This window comes from Sphingomonas sp. Root720 (genome assembly GCF_001428605.1).
In the GTDB taxonomy this organism is placed as follows: domain Bacteria; phylum Pseudomonadota; class Alphaproteobacteria; order Sphingomonadales; family Sphingomonadaceae; genus Rhizorhabdus.
Map to the genome: position 1 here is coordinate 64,995 of NZ_LMID01000015.1, position 25,376 is coordinate 90,370.

Below are 25,376 nucleotides of genomic sequence, written 5' to 3' on the forward strand. Positions count from 1 at the left end.
TGGCGAGACCTTCGCGTAACAGCCCATCTCCACGCTCTTCATCGTCCTCCCGACGGAAGCCGGCATCTCTCTGCCTTTCCGCCCCTCGAAAGAAAGACGGAGGTGAAGGGAGACCCCAGCCTTCGCTGGGGTGACGGAAAGGGATGGCGGCTGGAGTTTGCGGCCCCTAGTCTCACCCTAAATCGTCATCCCAGCGCAGGCTGGGATCTCGGGCGGTTCCTGCCTCCCGCCCTTCGCCTCTCTCGCGAGACCCCAGCCTTCGCTGGGATGACGGGAAGATCGGAAGCTCAGGGTGACGGAAAGATCGAAAGCTCAATAGGCCCGCGCGACCGCGAACTGGGCGGCTTCGACCAGCGCCGCCTTGGCCAGGCCGTTGGGGAAGCCGGCGAGCGCGTCGACCGCGCGCTGGGCATAGTGGCGCGCGCGTTCGGCGGTGTCGGCGAGCGCGCCGGTGCCGCGCAGGATGCCGGTCGCGCGGGCGAAATCCTCGTCCTCGTTGCGCAGGCCCTCGATCGCCTCGCGCAGGAATTCGCGATCGGCGGGGTTGGCGCGGGCATAAGCGAGGATCACCGGCAGGGTGACCTTGCCGTCGCGGAAGTCGTCGCCGGCATCCTTGCCCATCGTCGCGCCGTCCGAGACATAGTCGATCACGTCGTCGACCAGCTGGAAGGCGATGCCGAGATAGCGGCCATAGCGGTCGAGCGCTTCCTCGACCCCCGCCTCGCGCTCGGCGACCACCGCGGCGATCCTGCACGCGGCGGCAAACAGCACCGCGGTCTTGGCGGAGATGATCTCGAGATAGCGTTCCTCGCTGGTCTCGATCCGGCGCTGGGCGGTGAGCTGGTTGACCTCGCCCTCCGCGATCACGGCCGATGCGTTCGACAGGATGCGCAGCACGCGCAGCGAGCCGTCCTCGACCATCAGTTCGAACGAGCGGCTGAACAGGAAGTCGCCGACCAGCACGCTCGCGGCATTGCCCCAGATCATGTTGGCGGTGCTGCGGCCGCGGCGCAGGCCCGACTGGTCGACGACGTCGTCGTGCAGCAGGGTGGCGGTGTGGATGAACTCGACCGTCGCGGCGAGCTTGTGGTGCCGCTCGCCATGATAGTCGAGCAGCTTGGCGCAAGCGAGCGTCAGCATCGGCCGCATCCGCTTGCCGCCGCCGGCGATCAGGTGGCCCGCCAGTTCGGGGATCAGCGGCACGTCCGACTGCATCCGCGCCAGGATCACGCTGTTGACCGCGTTCATGTCGGTGGCGACGAGCGCCATGATCGGATCGAGCGAAGGCTGGGCCTCACGGCGGATCGGGGTGACGGTCGCGGTCATGGGCGTGCCCATGGGCCGCACCGCCGCGAAAGGCAAGACCGGATGCTGCCGTAACGGCCCTGTCCGAGGCCCAAACCCCACGCCGACGGGCGCATCGGCGAACTCGGCGCTTGCCAAGGGCGGAGTCGATCCCCGATAGGCGAAGCGCCGAGGAAAAGGGGGCACCGCCGCATGGCCGACGAGATCCTGAGTCGCTACCGCGAGAGCATCGACAATATCGATGCCGCGCTGATCTTCATGCTGGCCGAGCGGTTCAAGGTCACCAAGGCGGTCGGCGAGCACAAGGCGGCGACCGGCCTCCCCCCCGCCGATCCGGGCCGCGAGCAGGTGCAGATCGACCGCCTCCGCGCGCTGGCCAAGAGCGCCAATCTCGACCCCGATTTCTCGGAGAAATTCCTGCGCTTCATCATCGACGAGGTGATTCACCATCATCGCCGTGCCGGCGCGGATGGCTGAGTTTTTCGTTTAGCCCTCGGGCGCCCGGCGCAGGGCATCCGCCCTGCTTGGCTATCCTCGCATAAGCTCGGGCGGCCGTTCGGCCTTGCGGAGCCTTCGCAGGCTCCGACGACGAGCTTTGCGTCGGAAAGCCGCCCCATCCGTCTTCCCGTCCTTCCAGCGAAGGCTGGAATCTCGCGAGGCCAGGGCGCGCGCTATTCTCCTGAGATCCCAGCCTTCGCTGGGATGACGGGAGGGTCGAAGGCGGCGGGTCAGCCCAGCCCCCGAACTACCCCAGGCCTTCGGCCATCTCGGCGAGTTCGAGCCAGCGCAGCTCGGCCTCTTCCTTCTTCGCCCGCGCGGCGTCGATCGCCTTCATCAGCGCGTCGAACCGCTTCGGGTCCTTCGCGTAGAGATCGGGATCGGCCATCGCCGCCTCGTCGCGCGCGATCGCGGCCTCGATCTTCTCGATCTCGGCCGGCAGCATGTCGAGGTCGCGCTGGTCCTTGTAGCTGAGCTTGGTCCGGGCCCTGGACGGGGCCGGCGCCTCCGCCTTCGGCGCGGAGGACCGCTTCGCCCCGGTCCGGGCGGTGCGCTGCTTCTCCCAATCCTCATAGCCGCCGGCGACGATGTCGACCTTGCCCGAACCGTCGAGGCCGAGCGTCACCGTGACGGTGCGGTCGAGGAAGTCGCGGTCGTGACTGACGATCAGGACGGTGCCCTCATAGTCGGCGATCACCTCCTGCAGCAGATCGAGCGTCTCGAGGTCGAGATCGTTGGTCGGCTCGTCGAGGACGAGCAGGTTCGACGGCCGCGCGAACTCGCGCGCCAGCAGCAGGCGGGAGCGTTCGCCGCCCGAGAGCGTTCCCACCTTCGCGTCGGCGATCGACGGTTCGAACAGGAATTCCTTGAGATAGCCGTGGATATGCTTCCTGACGCCCTGCACGTCGATCCAGTCGCCGCCATCGGCGAGCACGTCGCGCACGGTCTTTTCGGGCGCCATCAGCTTGCGCTGCTGGTCGATGACGATGCCGTCGAGGGTCTTGGCCAGCTTCACCCGGCCCGAATCGGGCGCCAGCTCGCCGGTCAGCAGCTTGAGCAGGGTCGACTTGCCTGCCCCGTTGGCGCCGACCACGCCGATCCGGTCGCCGCGCGTCACCCGGAAGGTGAAGTCGCGAATGATCGTGCGGTCCCCGAAGGTCTTGGTGACGTTCTCGGCGTCGATCACCACCTTGGTCTTCACGTCGTCGGCGGCGATGGCGATGCGGGCGGTGCCGGGCGGGCCGAGCATCGCCTTGCGCTGCGCGCGCATCTCGTAGAGCTTGGTCAGCCGCCCCTGGTTGCGGCGGCGGCGCGCGGTGACGCCGCGCAGCTTCCAATGCTCCTCGATCTTCAGCTTGGCATCGAGCCGCTCGGCGTTGCGGGCCTCCTCCTCATAGACCTTCTCGGTCCATGCCTCGAACCCGCCGAAGCCCACTTCGTGCCGGCGGATGCCGCCGCGGTCGAGCCACAGCGTCTGGCGGGTGAGCCGGGTCAGGAAGGTCCGGTCGTGGCTGATCGCGATGAAGGCGCCCGAATAGCGGCCGAGCCAGGATTCGAGCCATTCGATCGCGGCGAGATCGAGATGGTTGGTCGGCTCGTCGAGCAGCAGCACCTCGGGCTCCATCGCCAGCGCGCGGGCGATCGCGGCGCGGCGGCGCTCGCCCCCGCTGGCGCTGGCCGCGTCGCGCGACAGGTCGATCCCGATCTGGCTGGCGATCGCCTCCACCACATGGACGGCCGGGGCATCCGGGCCGGCGAGCGCGAAATCGAGCAGGGTGGCGTGGCCCGCCATCGACGGCTCCTGCTCCAGCAGCACGACGCGGGTGCCGGGGACGATGGTCCGCAGCCCCTCGTCGGCATCGATCCGGCCGGCCAGCAAGCGGAGCAGGGTGGTCTTGCCCGCCCCGTTCCGGCCGATCAGGGCGAGACGGTCGCGCGGGGCGATGTTGATGTCGAGACCCCGGAACAACCAGCCGCTGCCCTGGACGAGACCGAGATTCTGATAGCCGAGAATAGGAGCGGACATGTGTCTTAGCCGTGCAACAAGTGTGGGAATTCTGCCGAGACACGAACATTCATGCCCTATTCAAGCCCCTGACCCTATGCCAATAGCCCATGTCAATGCGTAAACCTCTTGCCGCCCTGTCGCTGGCGCTGCTCGTCGTTGCCGCTTCCCCCGCCCTGGCGGACCGGAATCGCGTGCCCGAGCAGGACGCCCTGCGCGCCGGTGTCCGTTCGGGGCAGTATCTTCCCTATCAGGAAATGCGCGCCCGCGCGCAGGAGCGGGTCGACGGCCAGATGATCGGATCGGAGTTCGATCCGGGAACCGGACGCTATCGTTTCAAGTTTCAGCGCGGCGGTTCGGTGATATGGATGGACATGGACGGCCGCACCGGCCGTGAACTCGGTCGCGTCGGACAATAAGGCCGCCTGCGAAGGCGTCGGAAAAAAAGGGGAAAGCATGCGCGTCCTGATCGTCGAGGATGAACCCAATCTGGGCCGCCAGTTGCGCGCCACGCTCGAAGGCGCCGGCTATGCGGTCGACCTGGCCACCGATGGCGAGGACGGCCATTTCCTCGGCTCGACCGAAAGCTACGACGCGATCATCCTCGACCTGGGCCTGCCCGAGGTCGACGGGCTGACCGTGCTCGACCGCTGGCGGCGCGAGGGCCGCGACACGCCGGTGCTCGTGCTGACCGCGCGCGACAGCTGGTCGGACAAGGTGGCGGGGCTCGATGCCGGCGCCGACGACTATCTCGCCAAGCCGTTCCAGACCGAGGAGCTGATCGCCCGCCTGCGCGCGCTGATCCGCCGCGCCTCGGGCAACGCCTCGTCCGAGCTGATCGCGGGCGACGTCCGGCTCGACACCCGCAGCGGCAAGGTGACGCTGGCCGGCGAGCCGGTGAAGCTGACCGCCCAGGAATATAAGCTGCTCAGCTACCTGCTCCACCACAAGGGCAAGGTGGTCAGCCGCACCGAGCTGATCGAACATATCTACGACCAGGATTTCGATCGCGATTCGAACACGATCGAGGTGTTCGTGACCCGCATCCGCAAGAAGCTGGGCCAGGATGTCATCACCACGATCCGCGGCCTCGGCTATTCGCTGGATGACCCTGCTTAAGAGACGCCTCGCGGCCGCCCGCGCCTGGTTCTTCAAGCGCTCCGGCGCGCCCGGGGCCTCGACCGGATCGCTCACCCGCCGCATGATCTCGATCGCGGCGCTGTGGATCAGCGTGTTGCTGGTCGGCGGCGGCTTCGCGCTCGACCGGGTGTTGAGCGAGGCGATCACCCGCAATTTCGACGCGCAGCTCGAATATGTGCTGAACGCGATGATCGCCTCGGCCGAGATCGGCCCCGACGGCGAAGTCCGCTTCAACCGGCCGCTCGGCGACCAGCGCTTCCTCGAACCCTATTCGGGCCTCTACTGGCAGGTCTCGGGCCAGCAGCACGAGCCGTTCCGGTCGCGCTCGCTATGGGATCGGGCGCTGCGTCAGGGCGAACTCCACCATGGCCGGTCGCTCCATGTCGCCGACAGCGACGAGTTCGACGGGGAACCGCTGCGCGTGCTCGACCGCGAGGTGCGCCTGCCGGCCTCGAAGACCGAATGGCGCTTCCAGGTCGCCGCCAGCCGGGCCGGGCTCAACGACCAGATCGCGGTGCTGCGGCGGACGCTGGTGCGCTCCTTCGCGATCCTCGGCCTCGGCCTGATCATCCTCGCCGCGCTCCAGGCGACCTACGGCCTGTGGCCGCTGCGCAGCCTGCGCCGCGCGGTCGCGGCGGTGAGCTCGGGCATCAGTTCGCGGATCGAGGCGCAGTTCCCCGACGAGGTCCGGCCGATCGTCGAGGAGCTCAACGAGCTGCTCGACCATAATGAGCGCCAGGCCGAGGAAGCGCGACGCCACGCCGGCAACCTCGCCCACGCGCTCAAGACGCCGCTGACCGTGCTGATGAACGAGGCGACCGCGGGCGGCCCCGAGCTGGCCGAGACGGTGGTCCGGTCGACGACGACGATGCGCCGCCAGGTCGACCACCACCTCGCGCGCGCCCGCGCGGTCGGCCGCCGCGCCAACGCCCAGGCGCGCGCCGAGGTCTGGCCGTCGCTCAAGGCCGTCGAACGGGCGATGGCGCGAATGCACCGGCACGTCACGGTCGACCTCGCCGGCGACCAGAAGGCGGTCGCCCATGTCGAGCGGCAGGATCTCGACGAGATCGTCGGCAACCTGATCGAGAATGCCGCCAAATATGGCCAGGGCCGCGTGTTCGTGACCGTCGCGCGGGTGGCGTCGGATATCGGCAACGGCCGCAAGGCGGACTGGGTCGAGTTGCTGATCGAGGATGACGGCCCCGGCATCCCCGAGGCCGAGCGCGGCAAGCTGTTCGAGCGCGGCGCCCGGCTCGACACCGGCAAGCCCGGCACCGGCCTCGGCCTCGCGATCGTCCGCGACGTGATCGCGATCTACGGCGGCACGATCGCGCTCGAGGAGAGCGAAGACCTGGGCGGGCTGCAGGTGCGCGTACGGCTGCCGGCGGCGGCGTAAGCCGGCTATCTCCCTCCATTACGGTGGTATTCCTGATAGAGCGCCACCCGCCTGTCCGCTAGGAATGGAAGAATTCGGGCCATCGGGGCGATGGCGTCCGCAGCGGGGGTATCGCATTGGCAACACCGACGATGAATTCGGCGCAGCCGGACCGCATCCAGCTTCCCGACAGTGCGATTATCGATCCACTGCTCTTCGGCATCCGCTGGGCAGGGACGCCGACCTCGACGTCGCTGACCTACAGCTTCCCCAATGCCTCCGCGGTCTGGGCCACGCCCTATTCCGCGCTCGGCGAACCCAGTGGTTTCCAGCCCTTCGGCACATCCGAGATCGCGGCGGCGCGCACGGCGCTGCAGACCTGGGGGCGCTATGCCAATATCAACCTCTCCGAAACCTCCGAGACGCCGTCCAACGTCGGCGATATCCGGTTCGGATATACCACGGTCGACGACCCCGATTCCGCGGCGCATGCCTATCTTCCAAGCGGCAATCCGTCGGCCGCCGACATCTGGCTGGACCGGTCGGACGTCGGGCCCGGATTTGCCGCCGGCTCGCCCAACTTCCTCCTGCTGCTCCATGAAATCGGCCATGCCCTCGGGTTGAAGCATCCGTTCGAAGGCACGCCCCTGAACGACCGGACGCTCGATCCGGATCTGGATTCGCTCAGCTACACGATCATGTCCTATAATCTGGCCACGGGCTTCTCGGCCGAGGACTATGCGAGCAGCTATTTTCCGACCACGCCGATGGGGCTGGATATCCTCGCGATGCAGACCCTGTACGGCCCGCGCGCCCATAATGGCGGCGACACCCAATATGTCTTCAACGAAGGCCAGGATTATTTCGAAACGATCTACGACACCGGCGGCAACGACACGATCATCCTGAACTCCACCGGCGAGTTCGGCATCGTCGACCTCTATGGAGGGGCGTGGAGTGCGCTCGGCAACGCGCTCTACCTCTACGACCAGAACGGCGATGTGGCCGATGTCGACATCTTCAACGTCATGATCTTCTACGATTCGGTGATCGAGAATGCGATCACCGGTGCCGGTGACGACGAAATCTATGGCAACGAGGTCGCCAACCGGATCCAGTCCGGGGACGGCCATGACATCGTGATGGGCTATGAGGGCAACGACACCCTGCTCGGCGGAGGCGGGAACGACCACCTCTATGGCCGCGCCTCCTTCGGTGGCGAGGATGGTGCGGACAGCATCTCCGGCGGCGACGGCAGCGATTATATCCAGGGCAATGCCGGCAATGACAGCCTCGACGGCGGGACCGGTTCCGACCGGATCAACGGCGGCAATAACGACGACCATATGCTGGGCGGGACCGGCAACGACACGATGAACGGCAATGTCGGTTCGGATACGATCTTGGGCGGCGGCGGGAACGACTCGCTGCGCGGCGGCCAGGACGGGGATTCGATCGACGGCGGCAGCGGGAACGACATCCTGTCCGGGGATCTCGGCGCGGACACGCTGTGCGGTGGCGAGGGGATCGACATCTTCGTCTTCTCGGGCGCGAGTTCCCCGTCGGCGACCCCGGATCGCATCCTCGACTTCACCGACGGCATCGATCGCATCTGGCTCGGCTTCCTGCCGACGGCGGTCCTGACCGGCGCCGCGCAATCGGGCGCCGCCGCCGCGACCGCCACGGCGCAGCAGCTGTTCGACGGCCGCGCGGGCAATGGCGAAGTGGCCGCGATGATGGTCGGCGGCGACACGTACCTGTTCTACAATTCGACCGGCGGAGCGACAGTCGATTCGGCGCTGCTGGTGACGGGCGTCAATGCGTCGCTCTTCTCGGCAGCGGACTTCGGCTGACGCTAAAGCGTTTTTCCGGCCCGGCCGGCCAGCTCCACGACATATTGCCACGCCACCCGGCCCGAGCGGCTGCCGCGCTGGGTGGCCCAGGCGATCGCGTCGAGGGGCTCGAAGGCGAGGCCGTAGCGATCGGCATAGCCGCGCACCATCGCGACATAGCTGTCCTGGTCGCAGACGTGGAAGCCGAGCGACAGGCCGAAGCGGTCGGCCAGCGCCAGCTTGTCGTCGATCACGTCGCGCGGGTTGATCGGGCTGTCCTGCTCCCTCAGGTCGCGCGAGACGATGTGGCGGCGATTGGCGGTGACGTGGAGCCGGGCATTGGCCGGCCGCGCCTCGGCGCCGCCCTCGAGCATCGAGCGCAGCAGGCGCGGCCCCTGCCCGCCCGACGCATCGTCGAAGCCAAGATCGTCGAGGAACAGGACGAAGGCGCGCGGCACGTCGGCGATCAGCGCGAACAGGCGCGGCAGCTCCTCGATCCGCTCGCCCGCGATCTCGATCAGCGCGACGTCGTGGCCCTCGCCGCGGAGATGGCCGACGGCCGCCTTGACCAGCGCCGACTTGCCCGCGCCGCGCGCGCCCCACAGCAGGACGTCGTGCGCCGCCGCGCCGGTGGCGAGGCGGTGGGTGTTTTCGAGCAGCGCCGCCTTCTGCGCGTCGATCCCGGTCAGCAGGTCGAGCGGCAGCGGCGTGAAGGCACGCGTCGCGGCCAGGCCATGATCGCGCCAGACATAGGCGGGATGCGCGGCCGGATCGGCATGCGGCGCCGGCGGCGGCGCGAGCCGCTCGAGTGTGTCGGCGATGCGGGCGAGGATCGTGGGGTCGGTCATGGGGCGGGGGGATAGAACAACAACAACCGTCATGCCAGCGGTGGCTGGCATCTCCGGCGGCAAGGACACTGAGGCGGTCGCGAGCCTCTCCCGAGACCCCAGCCTTCGCTGGGGTGACGACGTGCGTCGTCGGCAGGAGGGTCAGACCTCGATCGAATATTGCTTGAGCAGATCGTAGAGCGTCGGCCGGCTGATCCCGAGCATCTTGGCGGCGCTGGAGATGTTGCCGTCGCTGCGCGCGATCGCGCGGGTGATGGCGGCGCGGTCTGCGGTTTCGCGGACGGCCTTGAGGTTGAGGTAGCCGCCATCCTCGCGGTCGGGGGTGAGATCGAGATCGTCGGCGGTGACGAGCTTGCCGTCGGCCATGATCACCGCGCGCTTGAGCTTGTTCTCCAGCTCGCGGACATTGCCGGGCCAGCTCCAGCCGTCGATCGCCGCGAGCGCGTCGGGGGCGAAGCCCTTGACCGGCGAGTCCATCTCGCGCGCCAGCTTCTTGAGCAGCGACCTGGCGATCAGCAGCGCATCGCCGGGGCGTTGCGCGAGGGTGGGAATGCGGACGACGATCTCGGCGAGGCGATAATAGAGATCCTCGCGGAAGCGCGTCTCGGCGATCATCGCGTCAAGGTCCTGGTGGGTCGCGCAGACGATCCGCGTGTCGACGGCGATCGCCTTGCGGCTGCCGATCCGCTCGATCACCCGTTCCTGCAGGAAGCGCAGCAGCTTGACCTGCAGCGCGAGCGGGATGTCCCCCACCTCGTCGAGGAACAGCGTGCCGCCCTGCGCCAGCTCGATCTTGCCCTCGGTGGTCTTGATCGCGCCGGTGAAGGCGCCCTTTTCATAACCGAACAGCTCGGCCTCGAGCAGATTCTCCGGGATGGCAGCGCAGTTGATCGCGACGAACGCGCCGTCGCCGCGCTTGCTCGCCTTGTGGAGCATGCGCGCGAGCACCTCCTTGCCGGTGCCGCTGGCGCCGAGCAGCATCACCGAGACGTCGGCCCCGGCGACCCGCTCGATCGTGCGGACCACCTTGAGCATCGCCGGATCGTTGGTCAGCAGGCCGCCCTCGCCGTCGCCGCCCCCCTGCGCCTGGAGCCGGGCATTCTCCTGCTCCAGATCGTGGAGCTGGAAGGCGCGGGCGACGATCAGGCCCAGCTCGTCGATGTCGACGGGCTTGTGGTAATAGTCGTAGGCGCCGGCGGCGACGGCACGGAGAGCCCCTTCGCGCGCGCCGTGGCCCGAGGCGACGATCACCTTGGTGTCGGGCTTGAGCGACAGGATCGCGTCGAGCGTCGCGAACCCCTCGCTGGTGCCGTCGGGATCGGGCGGCAGGCCGAGATCGAGGGTGACGACGGCGGGTTCATAATGGCGCAGCGCGTCGATCGCCGCCTGGCGGTTGGTGGCTGAGACCACCTCATAATCCTCATAGGCCCAGCGCAGCTGCTTCTGGAGCCCCTCGTCGTCCTCGACGATCAGCAGGCGGGGCAGCGGGCGGGGCTTGGCGGTGCTCATGCGGCGGTTCCGATCGGGAGGTCGCCGCCGAGCAGCGCGGTCAGCGGCAGGACGATGGCGAAGCGGCTGCCCTCGCCCTCGCGGCTCTGGACCTCGAGCCGGCCGCCCATGCCGGTGACGATGGCGCGGGCCTCATAGGCGCCGATGCCGAAGCCGCCGTCCTTGGTCGAGGAGAAGGGGTGGAAGAGCCGGGTGCGGATGAACTCGGAGGACATGCCGCAGCCGCGGTCGGCGACCTCGACCACCGCCTCCAGCCCGCGCAGGCCGACGCCGACCTCGACCGGATCGCCGCCGCCGGCGTCGATCGCGTTCTGGACGAGATGGCCGAGCGCCTGTTCGAAGCGGTCGGGATCGACCGTCGCCATCACGTCGTCGCGGCCGGTGATCCGGACCGCGTGGCCGGCGGACCGATCGCGCACCACTTCCTCGACCAGGGCACGCAGCGAATGGGGAGCCGGCGCGTCGGGCTTCGAGCGATGGTGCTGCGACAGCCGGGCGAGCAGGTCGTTCATCTTGCCGACCGAATTGCGGAGGGTATCGACCATGTCCGCGCGGAACTCGGGCTTGTCGGCATGGCGCTCGGCGTTGCGGGCCAGCAGGCTGAGCTGGCTGACGAGATTCTTGATGTCGTGCATGATGAAGGCGAAGCGCCGGTTGAATTCGTCGAAGCGGCGAGCGTCCGACAGCGCCTCCTGTCCCCGCGCCTCGGCCAGGTAGCTGGCGACCTGCCGCCCCGCCACCCTGAGCAGGTCATGGTCCTCGTCGTCGAGCAGCCGGGGCTCGCGCGGGCGTTCGAGCAGCACCGCGCCGACCAGCCGGTCGAAGTGGATCAGCGGCACCAGCACCCAGGCCTGTTCCTCCGCCACCATCCATTCGGGGATCAGGGCCAGGCCCGCGGGCTCCTCGCCGCGGCGGAGCCGCTCGAGTTCGACGACGCCGCCGCCCTGGAGATGCTGTGCCAGGCCCGCCCCGGCCGCCGCGACCGGCGGGTCGAGGTCGCGCCAGTTCCAGCGCGCCGACGCTTCGAGCCCGCCGTCGGGACCGCGCAGCATCAGCAGCCCGCCGGGGCAGTCGAAGATGTCGGCGATCGCCTTCACCGTCCGTTCGGCGAGCGGCGGCGCGGCATCGCCCGGCTGGCCCACCGTCTCGGTGAAGCGGCGCCATTCGAGGCGATAGTCGTAGCGGTGCTGGAAGAGCTGCCGGCCGAGCGTCTTCTTGAGACGCTGGCGATAGCGGGTCGACGGGAAGAGCGAGAGCGCGAAGAGGGCGAAGAAGGCGGCCACCGTCAGCTGCGGCAGCAGATCGATGCTGCCGACCACCGACAGCAAGCGCACCGCCAGCACCATCACCGCCAGATAGGCGCCGCTCAGCACCAGCGTGATCGTCTGGAAGCCGGCGGCGCGCGACACGCGCATCCGATCGAGCGTGGCGAGGCGGCTGACCGTCACCAGCAGCGGCGCGATCAGCACCATGACGATACCGCGCAGGCCGAACAGGCCGGTCGGCCAGCCGTTGATCAGATAGGCGACGGTCGCGAAATTGAGATCGAAGGTCCACATCACCGCCAGCGCCAGCATCGGCGACCCCAGGCCGAAACGCGCTTCGGGGGAGGCGGCGGTGTAGAGATTGTGGAGCAGGCACAGGCCGCCGACCGCGCTGGCGATGCGCAGCGACTGGCCGGTCAGGAACAGGCCGGCCTGGATGCGCGGGCTGCCGAAGAAGGCGAGCGGCAGCAGCTTGATCACGATCGCGGCGACGATCAGCACGACGAGCAGCGCGTAGATCGCCAGGATCACCGGCCGCCGGCGCCCCGCCGCGACGGGCGGCTGCAGCGCGAAGAGGAAACCGAGCCAGGCGATGTCGGCGAGGCTCTTGGCCACGCTCGACGACATGCCGCCCGCGCCATAGCGCGCGACCAGCGCGCACCATGTGGCGGTGAGCGCGCAGGCGAGGGTCAGGGCGACGCGGCGCGCGCCGCCGGTGCGGACGGTCGCCTGCCAGCCGACCAGCGCCGCGAACATGAAGGCGGCGAGCGCGTGACCCCATATGGTCGCGGCCAGGATCAGCGGTTCGGGAAGGGTGACGGCGTAGACGCGGAGAGGCTCCGCCTGCTGCGCCAGCATCGCGGCTTCCAGCCCCCGGGCCATCGCCTTACCTCGCCCCTTCCGCCCAGAGCAGGACGCGCAGCGTCTGGAGGATGATCAGCAGGTCGAGGAAGGGGCTGTAGTTCTTCGTGTAGTAGAGGTCATATTCGAGCTTGTGGCGCGCGTCGTCGAGGCTGGCGCCATAGGGATAGTTGATCTGCGCCCAGCCGGTGATGCCCGGCTTCACCATGTGCCGCTCGGCATAGAAGGGGATCTGCTTTTCGAGCTCGGCGACGAATTCGGGGCGCTCGGGGCGCGGCCCGACGAAGCTCATCTCCCCCTTGAGCACCGTCCAGAGCTGGGGCAGCTCGTCGACCCGGATCAGGCGGATGATCCGCCCGATGCGGGTGACGCGGGGATCGCCCCGCTGCGCCCAGATCGCGGTGCCGCCGGCCTCGGCATCCTGCCGCATCGAGCGCAGCTTGAGGATCTCGAAGGTCTCGCCGAAGCGGCCGACGCGGACCTGCCGGTAGAAGGCCGGACCCGGGCTGTCGAGCTTCACGAGCATCGCGGTGACGAGGACGATCGGCGCGGCGAGGATCAGCAGCGCGGCGCTGAGCAGCAGGTCGAAGCCGCGCTTGAGCACCATCGACAGCTCGCGCCCCGAGGAGAAGCCGTCCGAGAAGATCAGCGAGGACGGGCGCACGGTGTCGAGGTCGATCCGGCCGGTCTCGCGCTCGAGGAAGTCCGAGATGTCGGTGACGTGAACCCCGGTCGTCTTGAGCCGCAGCAGCGCGTCGACCGGCACGGTGTTGCGGCGCTCGTCGAGCGCGAGCACGACCTCGTTCGCCTTGGCCTCGTCGACGAGGCCGGCGAGGCTCTCGACGTCGGTGCGGGCGATCGCCGTCTCGATCTGCGGCGGGGCGTCCTTCATGTCGACGCAGCCGACGATCACGAAGCTGGAACCGGCGCGGCGCTCGAGGTCGGCGACCCGCTTGGCGCGCCGCCCCGCCCCGAGCAGGAGCACGCGGCGCTTGAACATGTCGCCGCTGACGAGGCCGCCCAGCAGGACGCGCACCATCAGCAGCAGCACGACGGCCAGCACCATCGAATAGAGCGAATTGGACCGCCAGAGGGTGAGCTCGGGCGAGATGAAGTGCAGCACCGAGATCATGATCACGCCGAGCGAGATCGCCACCAGCAGCCGCGCCGCCGCGAAGCGGAAGGCCTGCAGCGATTCGGCGGCATAGACCCCGACCCCGATCATCGGCGCCTGGATCGCCAGCGCGAAGGTCAGCAGCTGGGGCAGCCGGTGCCACACCGATCCCGGATCGGCACCGATCTGGCGCAAGCGCAGCACCCAGCCCGCTTCCGCCACCAGCAGCAGCACGGCAAAGTCCGCCACGCACAACACCAGCACCGGATAGGCGATGTAATGTTTGAAGATTCTCAGCATCGCTTACGCCGCGCCACCGGTTTCATTCCCCCGGGCCATGAAACCCCCTTGCCGCTCGACCATGACCTATCCGATAACGGCCCGCCTCTTCTGGACCATGGAGCCCGCCATTTCCACCACCTTGATAACCCCCGTCATCCTGTCGGGCGGTTCCGGAACGCGATTGTGGCCGCTGTCGCGGTCGGGGAAGCCCAAGCAGCTCCTCGCGCTGACCGGCGAACGGACCATGTTGCAGATGACGGCCGAGCGCTGCAGCGACCGGACGTGCTTCGGCGCGGCGATCATCGTCACCAACGCGCTCCACGCCGCCGAGATCGCGACCCAGCTCCAGCATGAGCGGCCCGCCGCGATCATCCTCGAGCCGGCCGGACGCAACACCGCGCCCGCGATCGCGCTCGCCGCGCTCGAATCGGCGCCCGACGCGCCGCTGCTGGTGATGCCGAGCGACCATGTGATCGAGGATGTCCCCGCCCTCCACGCCGCGATCGACGCGGCGATGCCGCTGGTCCGCGACGGCTGGCTGGTGACCTTCGGCATCACCCCCGACAAGCCCGAGACCGGCTATGGCTATATCCGCCGCGGCGAGACGGTGGCGCCCGGCCTGCACAAGGTCGACGCCTTCGTCGAGAAGCCCGACATCGCGCGCGCCCAGGCCTATCTGGCCGAGGGCGATTACAGCTGGAACGGCGGCATCTTCCTGTTCCGCGCCGACGCCTATCTGGCCGCGCTCGAGCGGTTCGAGCCGGAGATGCTGGCGGCGGTGCGCAGCTCGCTCGACGGTGCGGCGCGCGACGGCAGCATGATCATCCCGACCGCCGAGGCCTTCCTCTCGGCGAAATCCGAATCGATCGACTATGCGGTGATGGAGCGGGCCGACCGCGTCGCCGTCGCCCCCGTCGAGATGGGCTGGTCCGATGTCGGAAGCTGGGACGCGCTGCATCTGCTCGGCATTCCCGACGACCAGGGCAACGTCATCCAGGGCGACGTCCTGTCGATCGACACCAGCGGCTGCATGATCCGCAGCGAGGGGCCGGTCGTCACCACCGCCGGCATCCGCGACCTGATCGTGGTCGCGACCCGCGACGCAGTGATGATCCTGCCGCGCGGGAGCAGCCAGGAGGTCAAGCGGATCGTCGATGCGCTCAGGGCGAAGGGGCACGAGACGCTCGATTCCCCCTTCTGATCCGAATCCGAGAGAGAGGAATGCCATGATCGAGAAGCGCCCGCTGGGCACCACCGGCCTGTCGGTGGCCCCGCTGGTCGTCGGCGGCAACGTGTTCGGATGGACCGCCGACGAGCCGACGAGCTTCGCGATCCTCGACGCCTTCGCCGCGGCGGGCATCACCACGATCGACACCGCCGACGTCTATTCGGCCTTCGCCGGGCTCGCCGGCGGCGAATCGGAAACGGTGATCGGCAAGTGGATGCAGGCGCGCGGCAATCGCGACCGCATCCAGGTCGCCACCAAGGTCGGGCTGCTGCCGATCGACGGCGCGAAGGGCCTCGCCCCGAAGACGATCGCCGCCGGCGTCGAGGCGTCGCTGCGCCGGCTGCGGACCGACTATATCGACATCCAGTTCGCCCATGTCGACGACGAGACCGTCCCGCAGGAGGCCGTCGCCGAGGCGTTCGACCGGCTGGTCAGGGCGGGCAAGGTCCGCGCGATCGGCGCGTCGAACTTCCCGCAGGCCCGGCTCGCCTCGGCGCTCGACGCGGCCGAACGCGGCGGCTTCGTCGGCTACGGCGTGATCGAGCCCAATTTCAGCCTGATGGCCGAGGACAAATTCCCCGCCGGCTACCGGCAGTTCTGCATCGACCGGCAGATCGGGGTCATGTCCTATTACGGGCTGGCGGGCGGCTTCCTGACCGGCAAATACCGCAAGGTCGAGGATATCGTCGGTAGCACGCGCGAGCCATGGCTCGGCGGCTATTTCAACCCGCGCGGCGAGGCCGTGCTGGCGGCGCTCGACCAGGTCGCGGCCGAGACCGGCGCCACGGTCGCGCAGGTCGCGATCGCCTGGATCATCGCGACCCCCGGCATCGCCGCACCGATCGCCAGCGCAACGAGCGTGGCGCAGGTCGAGAGCCTGCTGCCGGCGCTGACCCTGACGCTCGGCCCGGCGCAGAAGGCGGCGCTCGACGCGGCGGCGGCGACGCCGGCCTGATCCCCCCTCCTCATCCTGGCGAAAACCGGGATCTTTCTGCCTTCGGTCCGGTGCGAAAGACAAAGGAACGGAGATTCCAGCCTTCGCTGGAATGACGAGAAAGACCGGGGTGACGGGAGACGGAGCGTCCGCGCGCGCGCGCCTTCAATCCCCCACGAAGGAAAAGGGCGCGAGGCCGCGTTCGCGTTCGTTGATGGTGAGCGCGCGGCCGAGCGGCGGCGCGGCGCGCTGGACGCATTCGACGCGCTGGCAATGGGTGCAGCCCAGGCCGATGGGTTCGGCCGGGCCGCCGAGGTCGATGCCCCGCGCCAGCGCCAGCGTGGCGGCATGCTCGGCGGCGAGGCCCAGCGCCACGACATGCTCGGCCGCCGGCACCCCTGCCGCGCCGCCATGGTGGCGGACGCTGCGCGCGATCGTGAACCAGCGCGATCCGTCCTCGAGCTCGGCGAGCTGGCGGACCAGCCGGCCCGGCTGCTCGAAGCCATGGTGGATCGCCCATAGCGGGCAGCGGTGCACCGCGTCGATCAGCGCCGAGCCGCTGGCGCCGGCATAGCCCTTGGAGAGCTGCCCCGCCCGGTCGATCCGCAGCATGAAGAAGGGCAGCCCGCGCGCGCCGACCCGCTGCAGCGTGGTCAGCCGATGGGCGACCTGCTCGAACCCCGCGCCGAAGCGGCGCTGGAGCAGCTGGATGTCATAGCCGGTCGTCTCGCAGGCCCGCAGGAAGCGGCCATAGGGCATCATCAGCGCGGCGGCGAAATAGGAGGTGACGTGGCGGCGGTAGAGCCGTTCGGCCGGGCGGTCGCCGAAGGCGGCGCCGGCGACGAGCGAATCGATTCCGGTCCGCGCCTCGATCTGGGCGAGCTGGAACGCGGCCTGGAAGGTGCGCGCGGCGGGATCAAGCAGTTCGGAGAGCTGGAGCTGCCGCGCGTGGAGGTCGAGCCGGCGAAGCCGATCGGGCATGACGTCGAACGGCAGGATGCGGATGGTGAGCTGGTGCTTGACCCGCAGCCGCTCGGCGATCGCACCGTAGAGGTCGCCCGCGCCGATGCGCAGTTCGTCGGCCAGCTGCTCGGCCTGGGCATCGAGATCGGCGAAATGGTTGCGCCACCGCTCGATCTCGCGCCGCGCCGCCATCACCGGGTTGGGCCCCTGTCCGGCCGCGCCGCTGCCGCCGCCCTCGCGCCAATGGTCGAACAGCCGGGCGAAGGCCTCGATCCCGACCGGCGCATTGTCGATCCAGGCCTCGAGCTCGGCGCGGTCGATCGACAGGTCGGCGAACAGCGGATCGGACAGCCGGCGCCGCATCGCCGCCGCTCCGCCGCCCGGCTCCTCCTGGCTGAGGCTGCGGATGTCGAAGTCGAACAGCTCGGCCAGCTTCAGGATCAGCCCGGCGGTCAGCGGACGGCGATTGCCCTCGATCAGCGCGAGATAGCTGTCCGAGATGCCGAGCATCTCAGCCATCGCCTGCTGGGTATGCCCATGGTCGCGCCGCAACCGCTTGATCCGCGGCCCCGCCAATATGCCCTGCTTGGCCATGCCAACCGTCCCGTCGAAGAGAGTAAGAACCTTACAAGATTACACAGCGATTAGCAGGCGGGGCGACATCCGGACATCAAAATCGCCACGACGGCGATAGGCGGCGGCCGGCCGATCGGGCACCACATCGGCATATCGCCGCGTCCGACAGGGCCTCCAGCTTGTAAGCGCGACGTCCCGTTCTTTTCCTGGGGAGGAAGAGAAACGCCCGCCGGACCTTGCGTCCGGCGGGCGTCATCCTTCCGGCTCCGCGCGCACATGCCGGGCAAAATCGATTCGCCGACGAACGGCAATTGCTTCCATCCGGAATATCCGCCATCAAGACCGCTTCGGGGTGCTGACGAGGATATTTGACTGTGAGCCAACCCCCTGTGGGGACCAGGGTCCTGATCGTCGAAGACGACACGATCATCGCCATGACGGCCGAGGACATGCTCGACGAATGCGGCTGCAAGACCGCCGCCGTCGCGGGCTCGGTCTCCGAAGCTCTGGCCCGTGCGGCCGACACCGACTTCGACATCGCCCTGCTCGACCTCAACCTGAAGGACGAGGACAGCCTGCCCGTCGCGCGGCATCTGCGCGACAACGGCAAGCGCTTCGTCTTCGCGACCGGCTATGACGGCCTGCCCGCCGACAGCGGTTTCGCCGACGCGCCGGTGATCTCCAAGCCCTACCGGATCGAGCAGCTCGCCACGGTGATCGCGCAGACGCTGGCGGCGTAGTTTGTTCGGCCTCAGGCGCCGGGCGGCCGGCATCCGCCGGCCTTGGCTATCCTCGCWTAAGCTCGGGCGCGCGTTCGCGCTTGCGGAGCCCCGACGGGCTCCGTTCCTYCTCGCCCCYCARGCGCCGGGCGGCCGGCATCCGCCGGCCTTGGCTATCCCGCTTTCGTAAAGGTCCTGCCTGGGCCGGGGCGACGCCCCGGCCCAGGCCGCTACTTCTTCAACACCGCCAGCGACGCGCTGGTCATCGCCTCGACCGCGGTCGAGATCACCGCCTCGGCGTCGGGTGCCCAGAAGGGGCTGTGGATCGACGGCAGCTGGGTGATGTCGCCCTTGACCGCGTCCCACTTGTCCTTGCGGACGCCGCCGACCCAGAGGAGCAGCGACTGGATCGAGGTGTCGGCCAGATAATATTCGCTGAAATCCTCGCCGCCCATCTGCGCGCGGGCGGGGACGACGCGGTCCTTGCCGAAGCGCGCCGTGAACAGCGCGCTCATCCGCGCGGTGATATCATGGGTGTTGAAGGTGGCCGGGGTGTTCTGGTCCTGCAGGGTGACAACCGGCAGCTTGTCGTCGGACATGCCCCCGGCGATCGCCTCCCCCTTCGCGATGCGGGCGATGCCGTCGAGCAGATGCTTGCGCACCTCCGGGGTGTAGGAGCGCACGGTGATCTGGAGCTTGGCATCGGGGGGGATGATGTTGTGCTTGGTGCCGCCCTGGAAGCTGCCGACGGTGACGACGCCCGATTCGAGCGGGTCGGTCTCACGCGAGATCAGCGTCTGCAGCGTCGTCACGATCCGCGCGGCGATGACGATCGGATCCTTGGCGAGGTGCGGATAGGCGCCGTGGCCGCCCTCGCCCTTCACCAGCACGTCGACCGAATCGACATTGGCCATCGCATAGCCGTCGACGATGCCGATCGTGCCCGCCGGCAGCGCCGCCGAATCGTGGAAGGCGATCACGGTCGAGGGCTTGGGGAAGCGGGTGTAGAGCCCGTCCTTCAGCATCGCCCGCGCGCCCGAGCCGATCTCCTCGGCGGGCTGGCCGATCATCACCAGCGTGCCCGACCAGCTGTCCTTCATCGCCGCCATGCGGCGCGCGGTGCCGATCCAGCTCGCCATATGGGTGTCGTGGCCGCAGGCGTGCATCACGCCGGGGGTTTTGCTGGCATAGGGCAGGCCGGTCTGTTCGGTGACGGGCAGCGCATCCATGTCGGCGCGCAGCAGCAGCACCGGGCCGGGGCCGTTCTTCAGCACCGCGACGACGCCTGTCCCGCCGACGCCGGTCGTCACCTCGAACCCGGCCTTCTTCGCCTCGGCCGCCATGATCCCGGCGCTGCGCCCTTCCTTGAAGCTGAGTTCGGGATTGGTGTGCAGGTCGCGGTAGATCGCGGTCAGGCTGGGCAGGTCGGCCTTCACCGCCTGCTCGAGCGGATCGGCGTTGGCCGGCATCGAGAGGCCGGCCACGGCCAGGGCCAAGAGGGACGTCAGCTTCTTCATTCTTACCCCTTCGGTAACAGTTCGAGGATGTCGATGGTGGATTCCCAGCGCGGATAGGGAAAGGCGATCCGCCAGCGCTGCGACGCGACGCGTTCGACGATGCCGACCATGTCGCGCTCGCCGTCCCGGCCATAGGGCAGGGGGCGGGTCTCGTCGCCGAGGGTCATCGCGCCCAGGAAGATCATCCGCCGTCCCTCGTCGGGAAAGATGTCGCCCACCGGCCGCTGCGACCCGTTGAGCTTGGCGAGGTGGAGCCGCCCTTCGAGCGTCGATATCCGGCAGGTGAAATAGGGATAGGCGATATAATCCATCAGGCCCTTGGTCTGCGCGCCCATCTTGATCACCCGGCAGCTATAGTCGCCCTCCGGCGGCAGCGGATCGTCGAGCGCGGCGTCGGGCTTGAGCAGCGGGCCCTGGGCCGCGACCTGCGCGCCGCTACCCGCCGCCGTCGCCTTGTCGAGCCCGGCGATCCAGGCGGTGCGCCAGCGTGCCAGCCGGTCGCGATCGTCGGCGGTGACGATCTGTCGCCAGTCGTTCGGGCGTGGCTTCGGGCCCTCGCGATCGATCGATTTCGACCCGCAGGCGGCCAATGTCAGCAGCAGGGCACCGGCCAGGCCGATTCGGGCATGCCGCAAGCGATCGTCTCCTCTCGCCCTTGAAAATGCCAGCCTGCCCGCCCCGTCCCCGCTTGGCAAGCACGCGTTCCGGAACGCTTATTGCGCGGTCCAGCCGCCGTCGATCGACATGTTGGCGCCGGTGATCGACGACGCCTCGTCGCGGCACAGATAGAGCGCCATCGCCGCGACCTGCTCGACCGTCACGAACTGCTTGGTCGGCTGGCCCGCGAGCAGCACGTCGTTCATCACCTGCTCGCGGGTCATGCCGCGCGCCTTCATCGTGTCGGGAATCTGATTCTCGACCAGCGGGGTCCAGACATAGCCCGGGCTGATGCAATTGGCGGTGATGCCGAAGGTCGCCGTCTCCAGCGCGACCGTCTTGGTGAAGCCGGCGAGGCCGTGCTTGGCGGTGACATAGGCCGACTTGAACGGCGAAGCGGCGAGCGAATGCGCCGACGCGGTCTGGATGATCCGGCCCCAGCGCTTCTCCTTCATCCACGGCACCGCCAGCCGGGTGGTGTGGAAGGCGCTGCTGAGGTTGAGCGCGATGATCAGGTTCCACTTGTCGACCGGGAATTCCTCGACCGGCGCGACATGCTGCGTGCCCGCATTGTTGATCAGGACGTCGACCCCGCCGAAGGCGGACGCGGCCTCGGCCATCATCGCCTCGATCTGGTCGACTTTGGTCAGGTCGTGGCCGCTGTAGAGCGCGCCGGCACCGCTCGCCGCCGCGAGCGCCCTACGCTCGGCCTCGATCGCGGCGGGATCGCCGAAGCCGTTGATCACGACATTGGCGCCCTCGGCGGCCAGCGCCTTGGCGTAGGCGAGGCCGATGCCGGAGGTGGAGCCGGTGATCAGCGCGGTCTTGCCCATCAGGAACATGGGGGAAATCTCCGTATCGTCTATCGGTTGGTGAGGTCGAAGGCCGCGGTGCGGCCGTCGTAGATGTTGCGGGCGATCAGTTCGGACCGGGTCATCGTCTCGGCGATCGCGGCGCGGCCGGCGGCGATGTGGTCGCGCATCGAGCGCTGCGAGAATTCATAGTCGCGCGCGCCGCCCTCCCAGACGTTGGCGCGGTAGATGAGCTGGACCAGGCTGAGGCTCGCGCCGCGCGTCCGCGCCCTCAGCGCCTGGACGTCGGGATCGTCGGCCATGCCCGGCGGCAGCTTGTCGAGCAGGCGCGTCACCTGTTCGTGCTCGCGGCGCGTGCGGATCAGCTGATCGGAGATCTGGCGGGTGCGGCTCGAATAGCGGATCTCCTTCTCCCGCGCGAAGACGTCGAGCATCGTCCGCGGGCGATCGGCCGCCGAGGGGAAGAGGTCGACCTGGAAGACGAGCATGTCGCCGTCCTGGTGCTCGACGACGTGGCTGAGCGGGGTGTTCGAGACGAGGCCGCCGTCCCACCACAGCTTGCCGTCGATCTCGACCGGCGGCAGGCCCGGCGGCAGCGCGCCCGACGCCATGATGTGGCGCGCGTCGATCCGGTCGGTCCGGTTGTCGAAGAAGCGGAAATTGCCGCTCTCCAGCTCGACCGCGCCGACCGAGAGCCGCATCGGCCCGTCGTTGAGCAGGTCCCAGTCGACCAGCGCGTCGAGCGTCTCGGCCAGCGGCGCGCTGTCGTAGAAGCTGAGCGCGGAGGCGGTGCCGGCCGGGGCCAGCAGCGGAGGAAGCAGCCGGGGACGGAAGAAGCCGGGAACCCCGAAGGCCGCGACCAGCGCCGCGGCACCCTGGTGCAGCGCCTCGCGGCCATAGTCGCCATCGAACAGGGCGAGCGCGGGTAGGGCCTCGGTGGCGCGATCCCAGAAGGCATGGAGCCGTTCGAGCCGCCGCTCGCAGGGATTGCCGGCGATGATCGCCGCGTTGATCGCACCGATCGAGATGCCGGCGACCCAGTCGATCTCTATCCGGGCGGCGTCGAGCGCCTCGAAGATGCCGACCTGATAGGCGCCGAGCGCCCCGCCGCCCTGCAGCACGAGCGCGACCTGATCCGGCAGCGGCAGGCCGGCGGCGGCGCGCTTGCTGGGTTTTGCATCGGCCATATCCTCATAGTGGGCGCGATGCTGCACCGCATCAAGGGCGCGACTCCGCCGCCCGAACAAAAAAGGGCCGGCCCCGAACCTCGATCCGGGACCGGCCCTTCCCTCCAGCGAGGAGACCGATCAGCGGGTGCCCCGGGTCAGTAGGTGCCCGGGAAGGCCCGGTTGAGATAATGAGGTCCTTCGCCCTTCTCCTCGTCCTTCCAGGCGGCCTGGGCCTGGGCGGCGGTGCGGTTGAGCTTCACCTTGTCGCCGACCTCGGCGATCCACGCGCAGGGCACCGAATGGTGGCGCCCGCCGGCATCCTCGTCGCTCTTCGTCAGCAGGATGCGGTCGCCGCGGATATGATCGACCTTGCCGATATGGGTGCCGTCGGAGCCGACGACCTCCTGATGCTCCTGGACATGTCCCAGCGACTGGCGCTGCGACTGGCGATTGCTGCGCCAGCTGCCGAAGTCGTTGTGGAAGCGGCTCTCATTCTCGCGGCGATAATCTTCATAGTCGCGATCGAGTTCCGCCAGCTGGCGGCGGCGCCAGGCGCGATAATTGGGATCGAGTCCCCAGCCGTCGTGCGACGATCCGCCGCCGAGGCCCCAGGTGCTGGTCGCGCCAGCGCCCCGGCCGGCGCCATAGTCCGCGCCCGACGGGTTGTAGAAGCCCGAGCCGGCGCTCGGCCCGCGCGCGTCGCCCGGGTAGGAGCCGGTGTAGCGGCCGCTGTCATAGACGTCGGCGTCGCGGTAGCGGCGGTCATCCTCGCGGTCGCGGAGCCGTTCGTCCCAGCGGCGGCGGCGTTCGGCTTCCTCGTCGCCGAACCAGGACCGGACCTCGTCGCCGGCCCGGTCGAAGAAGCCGCGATCGTCGTCATAGTCGCGCGGCCGGTCATAACCGCCGGAGCGCGCCCGGTAGTCGCGATCGCGGTAATCGCGGGGGTCACGATCACGATACTCGTCGCGGTCGCGGGCTCCATATCGCCGATCGCCATCGTCGCGATAATAGCGGCCGGTGCTGCGTTCATAACCCATGGCATCCTCCTGCAGTGGATCGAGAAAGGCCGGATCTGTCCGCCGGGGCGGCGTCCGGTTCGAAGACTGCAAAAACGCCGATGCGGCGCGGGCCGTTCCCGTCGTGCGAGGCCAATGGGGGGTGATCGGGGACGGACGGTTCGTCGCAGCCGAAACGCTTCGGCGCAGTTTCCGGCGCGGGCCGATTTTGGCCTGTTGCATCGCGCCCGGGCTGCGGCTAGAGGAAGCGCCCGGCGTGCGGGGCTGTAGCTCAGATGGGAGAGCGCTGCAATCGCACTGCAGAGGTCAGGGGTTCGATTCCCCTCAGCTCCACCACCCCACGCCGTCTCGCCTCTTTGCCACCAATCCCCGCGCGTCGCGCACCGGGAAGCGCGCCGTCGCCGGCCCGGCGTTCGGCCGGCGTCGCGCGATGTTCCTCTGGCTCCGTATATCCTGCATAGTCGCCCGGCAGAGGCGGCGTAGCGAATGGAGCCAATGACGTGAATTCGGGGCGGGAGCTGGTCTGGCGACAACCCGGGAAGCCGCGCGTCCAGGCCGCGCGCGCATTCCTGCCGTTGATGCGGGCGGCCGTCGAATCGAATCCCGACGACATCGAGCTCCTGCTCGATCTCGTGATCGCGCTCCGCAACGCCGGCCGGCAGAGCGAGATCGTCGACCGGCTCGCGCCGAAGGCCGCATCGCACGGCTTGCCGCCCGAGCTCGCGGTCGAGCTGGGGGCCGCCGCGAACCTTTGCGGCGATACGCGCCGCGCACGCATGGCCCTGGAAATGGCGATGGACGACGGCGCGCCGGGCCCGATCCTTCGCGATCCGGCCGGTCGCTCGGCGGCCCGCCAGAGAGCGCGCGTCGAACTGGCATCGGTTCTCACGGCAGCGGGCCAGCACGACGCGGCCCTACGGGCCGTGACGGCGGCGTTGGACCTGAACCCCCATGACGACGCGGCCCTGTCCATGGCGGCGGACCAGATGCTGAAGCAAGGAAGGGCCCCCGCGCTGATCGCCTTGCTGGACGATCTGGAAATGCGGGGCGTGCGATCGGCGATGCTGCTCTCCTGTCGCGCCAACGCGCTCGGAGCCTGTGGCGCGCATGCCGAACTCGAGCGGCTCGTTTCGCCTTCGCAATGGTGTGTCCAGGCCATGATCGGCCCTGACGAGGTCGACAACCGGCGTCTCGCGGAGGTGATCCTGACCCATCCCGCGCTCGTGACCTCGCCCGGCGACCGGCCAACGCGTGGCACCAACCACCGGCTCGACGCGATCGCCAGTCGCGAAGAGCCCGAGATCCGCGCGATCGTCTCGACGATCCGCCGGCACGTCGACGCCTATGTCGCGGCGCGGCGGGACGTGCCGCATCCGCTGATGTCCCACATGCCGGCCGCCGCGGTGCTGCAGGGCTGGGCCCTCGCCACGAACGGGGACGGGCATGAGGCACGGCACATCCATGCCCGGAGCTGGATAACGGCCGTCTATTATGCCCGCGTGCCCGTCGCGCGGCGCCGGGCGGCGGGCCCGCCGCCGGGGTCGATCGTCTTCGGCCCCTGGCCGTCGGAGACCCATCGTTGCGCCGGCGCCTTTCCCGCCTGGCATCTGGAGCCCCGCGAAGGAATGCTGCTGATCTTTCCGTCGTTCATGGCCCACAGCACGGTTCCCTCCGATGTCGACGAGCCACGACTGTGCGTGACGCTGGACACCATGCCGCAGAGCCTTCCGGCATGAGGCGCCCCGGAGGAT

The 25,376-nt window shown here is 68.9% G+C and carries 21 protein-coding genes and 1 tRNA gene; 10 read left to right on the top strand and 12 right to left on the bottom strand.

Going from position 1 to position 25,376, the window contains the following annotated elements; translation table 11 throughout:
• Window positions 1-312: 312 nt before the first annotated feature.
• Window positions 313-1,326 (bottom strand): polyprenyl synthetase family protein, encoded by a 1,014-nt coding sequence (locus ASE22_RS22470; RefSeq protein WP_235536330.1) that lies wholly within the window; start codon window positions 1,324-1,326, stop codon window positions 313-315.
• 171 nt (window positions 1,327-1,497) lie between these two features.
• On the opposite strand from ASE22_RS22470, the gene ASE22_RS22475 reads away from it, so the two are divergent.
• Window positions 1,498-1,782, top strand: coding sequence for a chorismate mutase (locus ASE22_RS22475; RefSeq protein WP_056364919.1), 285 nt, complete (start codon window positions 1,498-1,500; stop codon window positions 1,780-1,782).
• A gap of 268 nt (window positions 1,783-2,050) precedes the next feature.
• Here ASE22_RS22475 and ASE22_RS22480 read toward each other — a convergent pair whose 3' ends face one another.
• On the bottom strand, window positions 2,051-3,829 hold the full coding sequence (locus ASE22_RS22480) for an ABC-F family ATP-binding cassette domain-containing protein (protein ID WP_056364922.1): 1,779 nt from the start codon (window positions 3,827-3,829) through the stop codon (window positions 2,051-2,053).
• A 95-nt stretch (window positions 3,830-3,924) separates the two neighbouring features.
• On the opposite strand from ASE22_RS22480, the gene ASE22_RS22485 reads away from it, so the two are divergent.
• The 4 genes from ASE22_RS22485 to ASE22_RS26980 all read left to right on the top strand — a co-directional run bounded on the left by ASE22_RS22485 (window position 3,925) and on the right by ASE22_RS26980 (window position 8,176).
• A complete protein-coding gene (locus ASE22_RS22485) occupies window positions 3,925-4,227 on the top strand; it encodes a PepSY domain-containing protein (RefSeq protein WP_235536334.1) in 303 nt (100 codons plus the stop codon).
• Window positions 4,228-4,264: 37 nt separating this feature from the next.
• Complete coding sequence (locus ASE22_RS22490; RefSeq protein ID WP_056366103.1) at window positions 4,265-4,927, top strand: response regulator transcription factor; 663 nt, start codon at window positions 4,265-4,267, stop codon at window positions 4,925-4,927.
• 82 nt (window positions 4,928-5,009) lie between these two features.
• Complete coding sequence (locus ASE22_RS22495; RefSeq protein WP_156397287.1) at window positions 5,010-6,344, top strand: sensor histidine kinase; 1,335 nt, start codon at window positions 5,010-5,012, stop codon at window positions 6,342-6,344.
• Window positions 6,345-6,475: 131 nt separating this feature from the next.
• Window positions 6,476-8,176, top strand: coding sequence for a M10 family metallopeptidase (locus ASE22_RS26980; protein WP_056364930.1), 1,701 nt, complete (start codon window positions 6,476-6,478; stop codon window positions 8,174-8,176).
• A 2-nt stretch (window positions 8,177-8,178) separates the two neighbouring features.
• Here ASE22_RS26980 and ASE22_RS22505 read toward each other — a convergent pair whose 3' ends face one another.
• From ASE22_RS22505 to ASE22_RS22520, 4 genes are all read right to left on the bottom strand, one after another.
• On the bottom strand, window positions 8,179-9,003 hold the full coding sequence (locus ASE22_RS22505; protein ID WP_056364933.1) for an ATP-binding protein: 825 nt from the start codon (window positions 9,001-9,003) through the stop codon (window positions 8,179-8,181).
• Window positions 9,004-9,144: 141 nt separating this feature from the next.
• Complete coding sequence (prsR, locus tag ASE22_RS22510; protein ID WP_056364936.1) at window positions 9,145-10,512, bottom strand: PEP-CTERM-box response regulator transcription factor; 1,368 nt, start codon at window positions 10,510-10,512, stop codon at window positions 9,145-9,147.
• Window positions 10,509-12,659, bottom strand: coding sequence for an XrtA/PEP-CTERM system histidine kinase PrsK (gene prsK, locus ASE22_RS22515; RefSeq protein WP_235536335.1), 2,151 nt, complete (start codon window positions 12,657-12,659; stop codon window positions 10,509-10,511). The genes prsR and prsK overlap by 4 nt, the downstream gene beginning before the upstream one ends.
• A 4-nt stretch (window positions 12,660-12,663) precedes the next feature.
• Window positions 12,664-14,052, bottom strand: coding sequence for a TIGR03013 family XrtA/PEP-CTERM system glycosyltransferase (locus ASE22_RS22520; protein ID WP_056364941.1), 1,389 nt, complete (start codon window positions 14,050-14,052; stop codon window positions 12,664-12,666).
• Window positions 14,053-14,149: 97 nt separating this feature from the next.
• Here ASE22_RS22520 and ASE22_RS22525 point away from each other — a divergent pair, with 97 nt between their 5' ends.
• Both ASE22_RS22525 and ASE22_RS22530 read left to right on the top strand, forming a co-directional pair.
• Window positions 14,150-15,235, top strand: a complete 1,086-nt coding sequence (locus ASE22_RS22525) for a mannose-1-phosphate guanylyltransferase/mannose-6-phosphate isomerase (protein WP_056366108.1) — start codon at window positions 14,150-14,152, stop codon at window positions 15,233-15,235.
• A 25-nt stretch (window positions 15,236-15,260) separates the two neighbouring features.
• Window positions 15,261-16,217: an aldo/keto reductase gene (locus ASE22_RS22530; RefSeq protein WP_056364947.1), complete on the top strand. Its 957-nt coding sequence runs from the start codon at window positions 15,261-15,263 to the stop codon at window positions 16,215-16,217.
• Between the two features lie 144 nt (window positions 16,218-16,361).
• On the opposite strand, the gene ASE22_RS22535 is transcribed toward ASE22_RS22530, so the two are convergent.
• Window positions 16,362-17,753 carry a helix-turn-helix domain-containing protein gene (locus ASE22_RS22535; protein WP_056364950.1) on the bottom strand — a complete coding sequence of 464 codons (1,392 nt, stop codon included), beginning with the start codon at window positions 17,751-17,753 and terminating at the stop codon, window positions 16,362-16,364.
• Window positions 17,754-18,109: 356 nt separating this feature from the next.
• Here ASE22_RS22535 and ASE22_RS22540 point away from each other — a divergent pair, with 356 nt between their 5' ends.
• Window positions 18,110-18,475, top strand: a complete 366-nt coding sequence (locus ASE22_RS22540) for a response regulator (RefSeq protein ID WP_056364953.1) — start codon at window positions 18,110-18,112, stop codon at window positions 18,473-18,475.
• 209 nt (window positions 18,476-18,684) lie between these two features.
• Here ASE22_RS22540 and ASE22_RS22545 read toward each other — a convergent pair whose 3' ends face one another.
• The 5 genes from ASE22_RS22545 to ASE22_RS22565 form a co-directional block, all read right to left on the bottom strand.
• A complete protein-coding gene (locus ASE22_RS22545; protein WP_056364956.1) occupies window positions 18,685-19,971 on the bottom strand; it encodes an amidohydrolase in 1,287 nt (428 codons plus the stop codon).
• A 2-nt stretch (window positions 19,972-19,973) separates the two neighbouring features.
• A complete protein-coding gene (locus ASE22_RS22550; RefSeq protein ID WP_056364959.1) occupies window positions 19,974-20,606 on the bottom strand; it encodes a DUF4893 domain-containing protein in 633 nt (210 codons plus the stop codon).
• 78 nt (window positions 20,607-20,684) lie between these two features.
• Window positions 20,685-21,470 (bottom strand): 3-hydroxybutyrate dehydrogenase, encoded by a 786-nt coding sequence (locus ASE22_RS22555; protein ID WP_056364962.1) that lies wholly within the window; start codon window positions 21,468-21,470, stop codon window positions 20,685-20,687.
• Window positions 21,471-21,490: 20 nt separating this feature from the next.
• Window positions 21,491-22,627, bottom strand: a complete 1,137-nt coding sequence (locus ASE22_RS22560; protein WP_056364965.1) for a patatin-like phospholipase family protein — start codon at window positions 22,625-22,627, stop codon at window positions 21,491-21,493.
• 137 nt (window positions 22,628-22,764) lie between these two features.
• Window positions 22,765-23,646 carry a DUF2171 domain-containing protein gene (locus ASE22_RS22565; protein ID WP_056364968.1) on the bottom strand — a complete coding sequence of 294 codons (882 nt, stop codon included), beginning with the start codon at window positions 23,644-23,646 and terminating at the stop codon, window positions 22,765-22,767.
• A 239-nt stretch (window positions 23,647-23,885) separates the two neighbouring features.
• Here ASE22_RS22565 and ASE22_RS22570 point away from each other — a divergent pair.
• Both ASE22_RS22570 and ASE22_RS22575 read left to right on the top strand, forming a co-directional pair.
• Window positions 23,886-23,961 (top strand) — tRNA-Ala (locus ASE22_RS22570).
• Window positions 23,962-24,125: 164 nt separating this feature from the next.
• Window positions 24,126-25,361, top strand: a complete 1,236-nt coding sequence (locus tag ASE22_RS22575; RefSeq protein ID WP_056364971.1) for a 2OG-Fe(II) oxygenase family protein — start codon at window positions 24,126-24,128, stop codon at window positions 25,359-25,361.
• The last annotated feature ends 15 nt before the right edge of the window (window positions 25,362-25,376 follow it).

What these genes read in the sequence shown, in the direction of transcription:
- ASE22_RS22470 (WP_235536330.1), bottom strand. Translation starts at nt 1,326, where the DNA reads ATGACCGCGACCGTCACCCCGATCCGCCGTGAGGCCCAGCCTTCGCTC.
- ASE22_RS22475 (WP_056364919.1), top strand. Translation starts at nt 1,498, where the DNA reads ATGGCCGACGAGATCCTGAGTCGCTACCGCGAGAGCATCGACAATATC.
- ASE22_RS22480 (WP_056364922.1), bottom strand. Translation starts at nt 3,829, where the DNA reads ATGTCCGCTCCTATTCTCGGCTATCAGAATCTCGGTCTCGTCCAGGGC.
- ASE22_RS22485 (WP_235536334.1), top strand. Translation starts at nt 3,925, where the DNA reads ATGCGTAAACCTCTTGCCGCCCTGTCGCTGGCGCTGCTCGTCGTTGCC.
- ASE22_RS22490 (WP_056366103.1), top strand. Translation starts at nt 4,265, where the DNA reads ATGCGCGTCCTGATCGTCGAGGATGAACCCAATCTGGGCCGCCAGTTG.
- ASE22_RS22495 (WP_156397287.1), top strand. Translation starts at nt 5,010, where the DNA reads ATGATCTCGATCGCGGCGCTGTGGATCAGCGTGTTGCTGGTCGGCGGC.
- ASE22_RS26980 (WP_056364930.1), top strand. Translation starts at nt 6,476, where the DNA reads ATGAATTCGGCGCAGCCGGACCGCATCCAGCTTCCCGACAGTGCGATT.
- ASE22_RS22505 (WP_056364933.1), bottom strand. Translation starts at nt 9,003, where the DNA reads ATGACCGACCCCACGATCCTCGCCCGCATCGCCGACACACTCGAGCGG.
- prsR (WP_056364936.1), bottom strand. Translation starts at nt 10,512, where the DNA reads ATGAGCACCGCCAAGCCCCGCCCGCTGCCCCGCCTGCTGATCGTCGAG.
- prsK (WP_235536335.1), bottom strand. Translation starts at nt 12,659, where the DNA reads ATGGCCCGGGGGCTGGAAGCCGCGATGCTGGCGCAGCAGGCGGAGCCT.
- ASE22_RS22520 (WP_056364941.1), bottom strand. Translation starts at nt 14,052, where the DNA reads ATGCTGAGAATCTTCAAACATTACATCGCCTATCCGGTGCTGGTGTTG.
- ASE22_RS22525 (WP_056366108.1), top strand. Translation starts at nt 14,150, where the DNA reads ATGGAGCCCGCCATTTCCACCACCTTGATAACCCCCGTCATCCTGTCG.
- ASE22_RS22530 (WP_056364947.1), top strand. Translation starts at nt 15,261, where the DNA reads ATGATCGAGAAGCGCCCGCTGGGCACCACCGGCCTGTCGGTGGCCCCG.
- ASE22_RS22535 (WP_056364950.1), bottom strand. Translation starts at nt 17,753, where the DNA reads ATGGCCAAGCAGGGCATATTGGCGGGGCCGCGGATCAAGCGGTTGCGG.
- ASE22_RS22545 (WP_056364956.1), bottom strand. Translation starts at nt 19,971, where the DNA reads ATGAAGAAGCTGACGTCCCTCTTGGCCCTGGCCGTGGCCGGCCTCTCG.
- ASE22_RS22555 (WP_056364962.1), bottom strand. Translation starts at nt 21,470, where the DNA reads ATGTTCCTGATGGGCAAGACCGCGCTGATCACCGGCTCCACCTCCGGC.
- ASE22_RS22560 (WP_056364965.1), bottom strand. Translation starts at nt 22,627, where the DNA reads ATGGCCGATGCAAAACCCAGCAAGCGCGCCGCCGCCGGCCTGCCGCTG.
- ASE22_RS22565 (WP_056364968.1), bottom strand. Translation starts at nt 23,646, where the DNA reads ATGGGTTATGAACGCAGCACCGGCCGCTATTATCGCGACGATGGCGAT.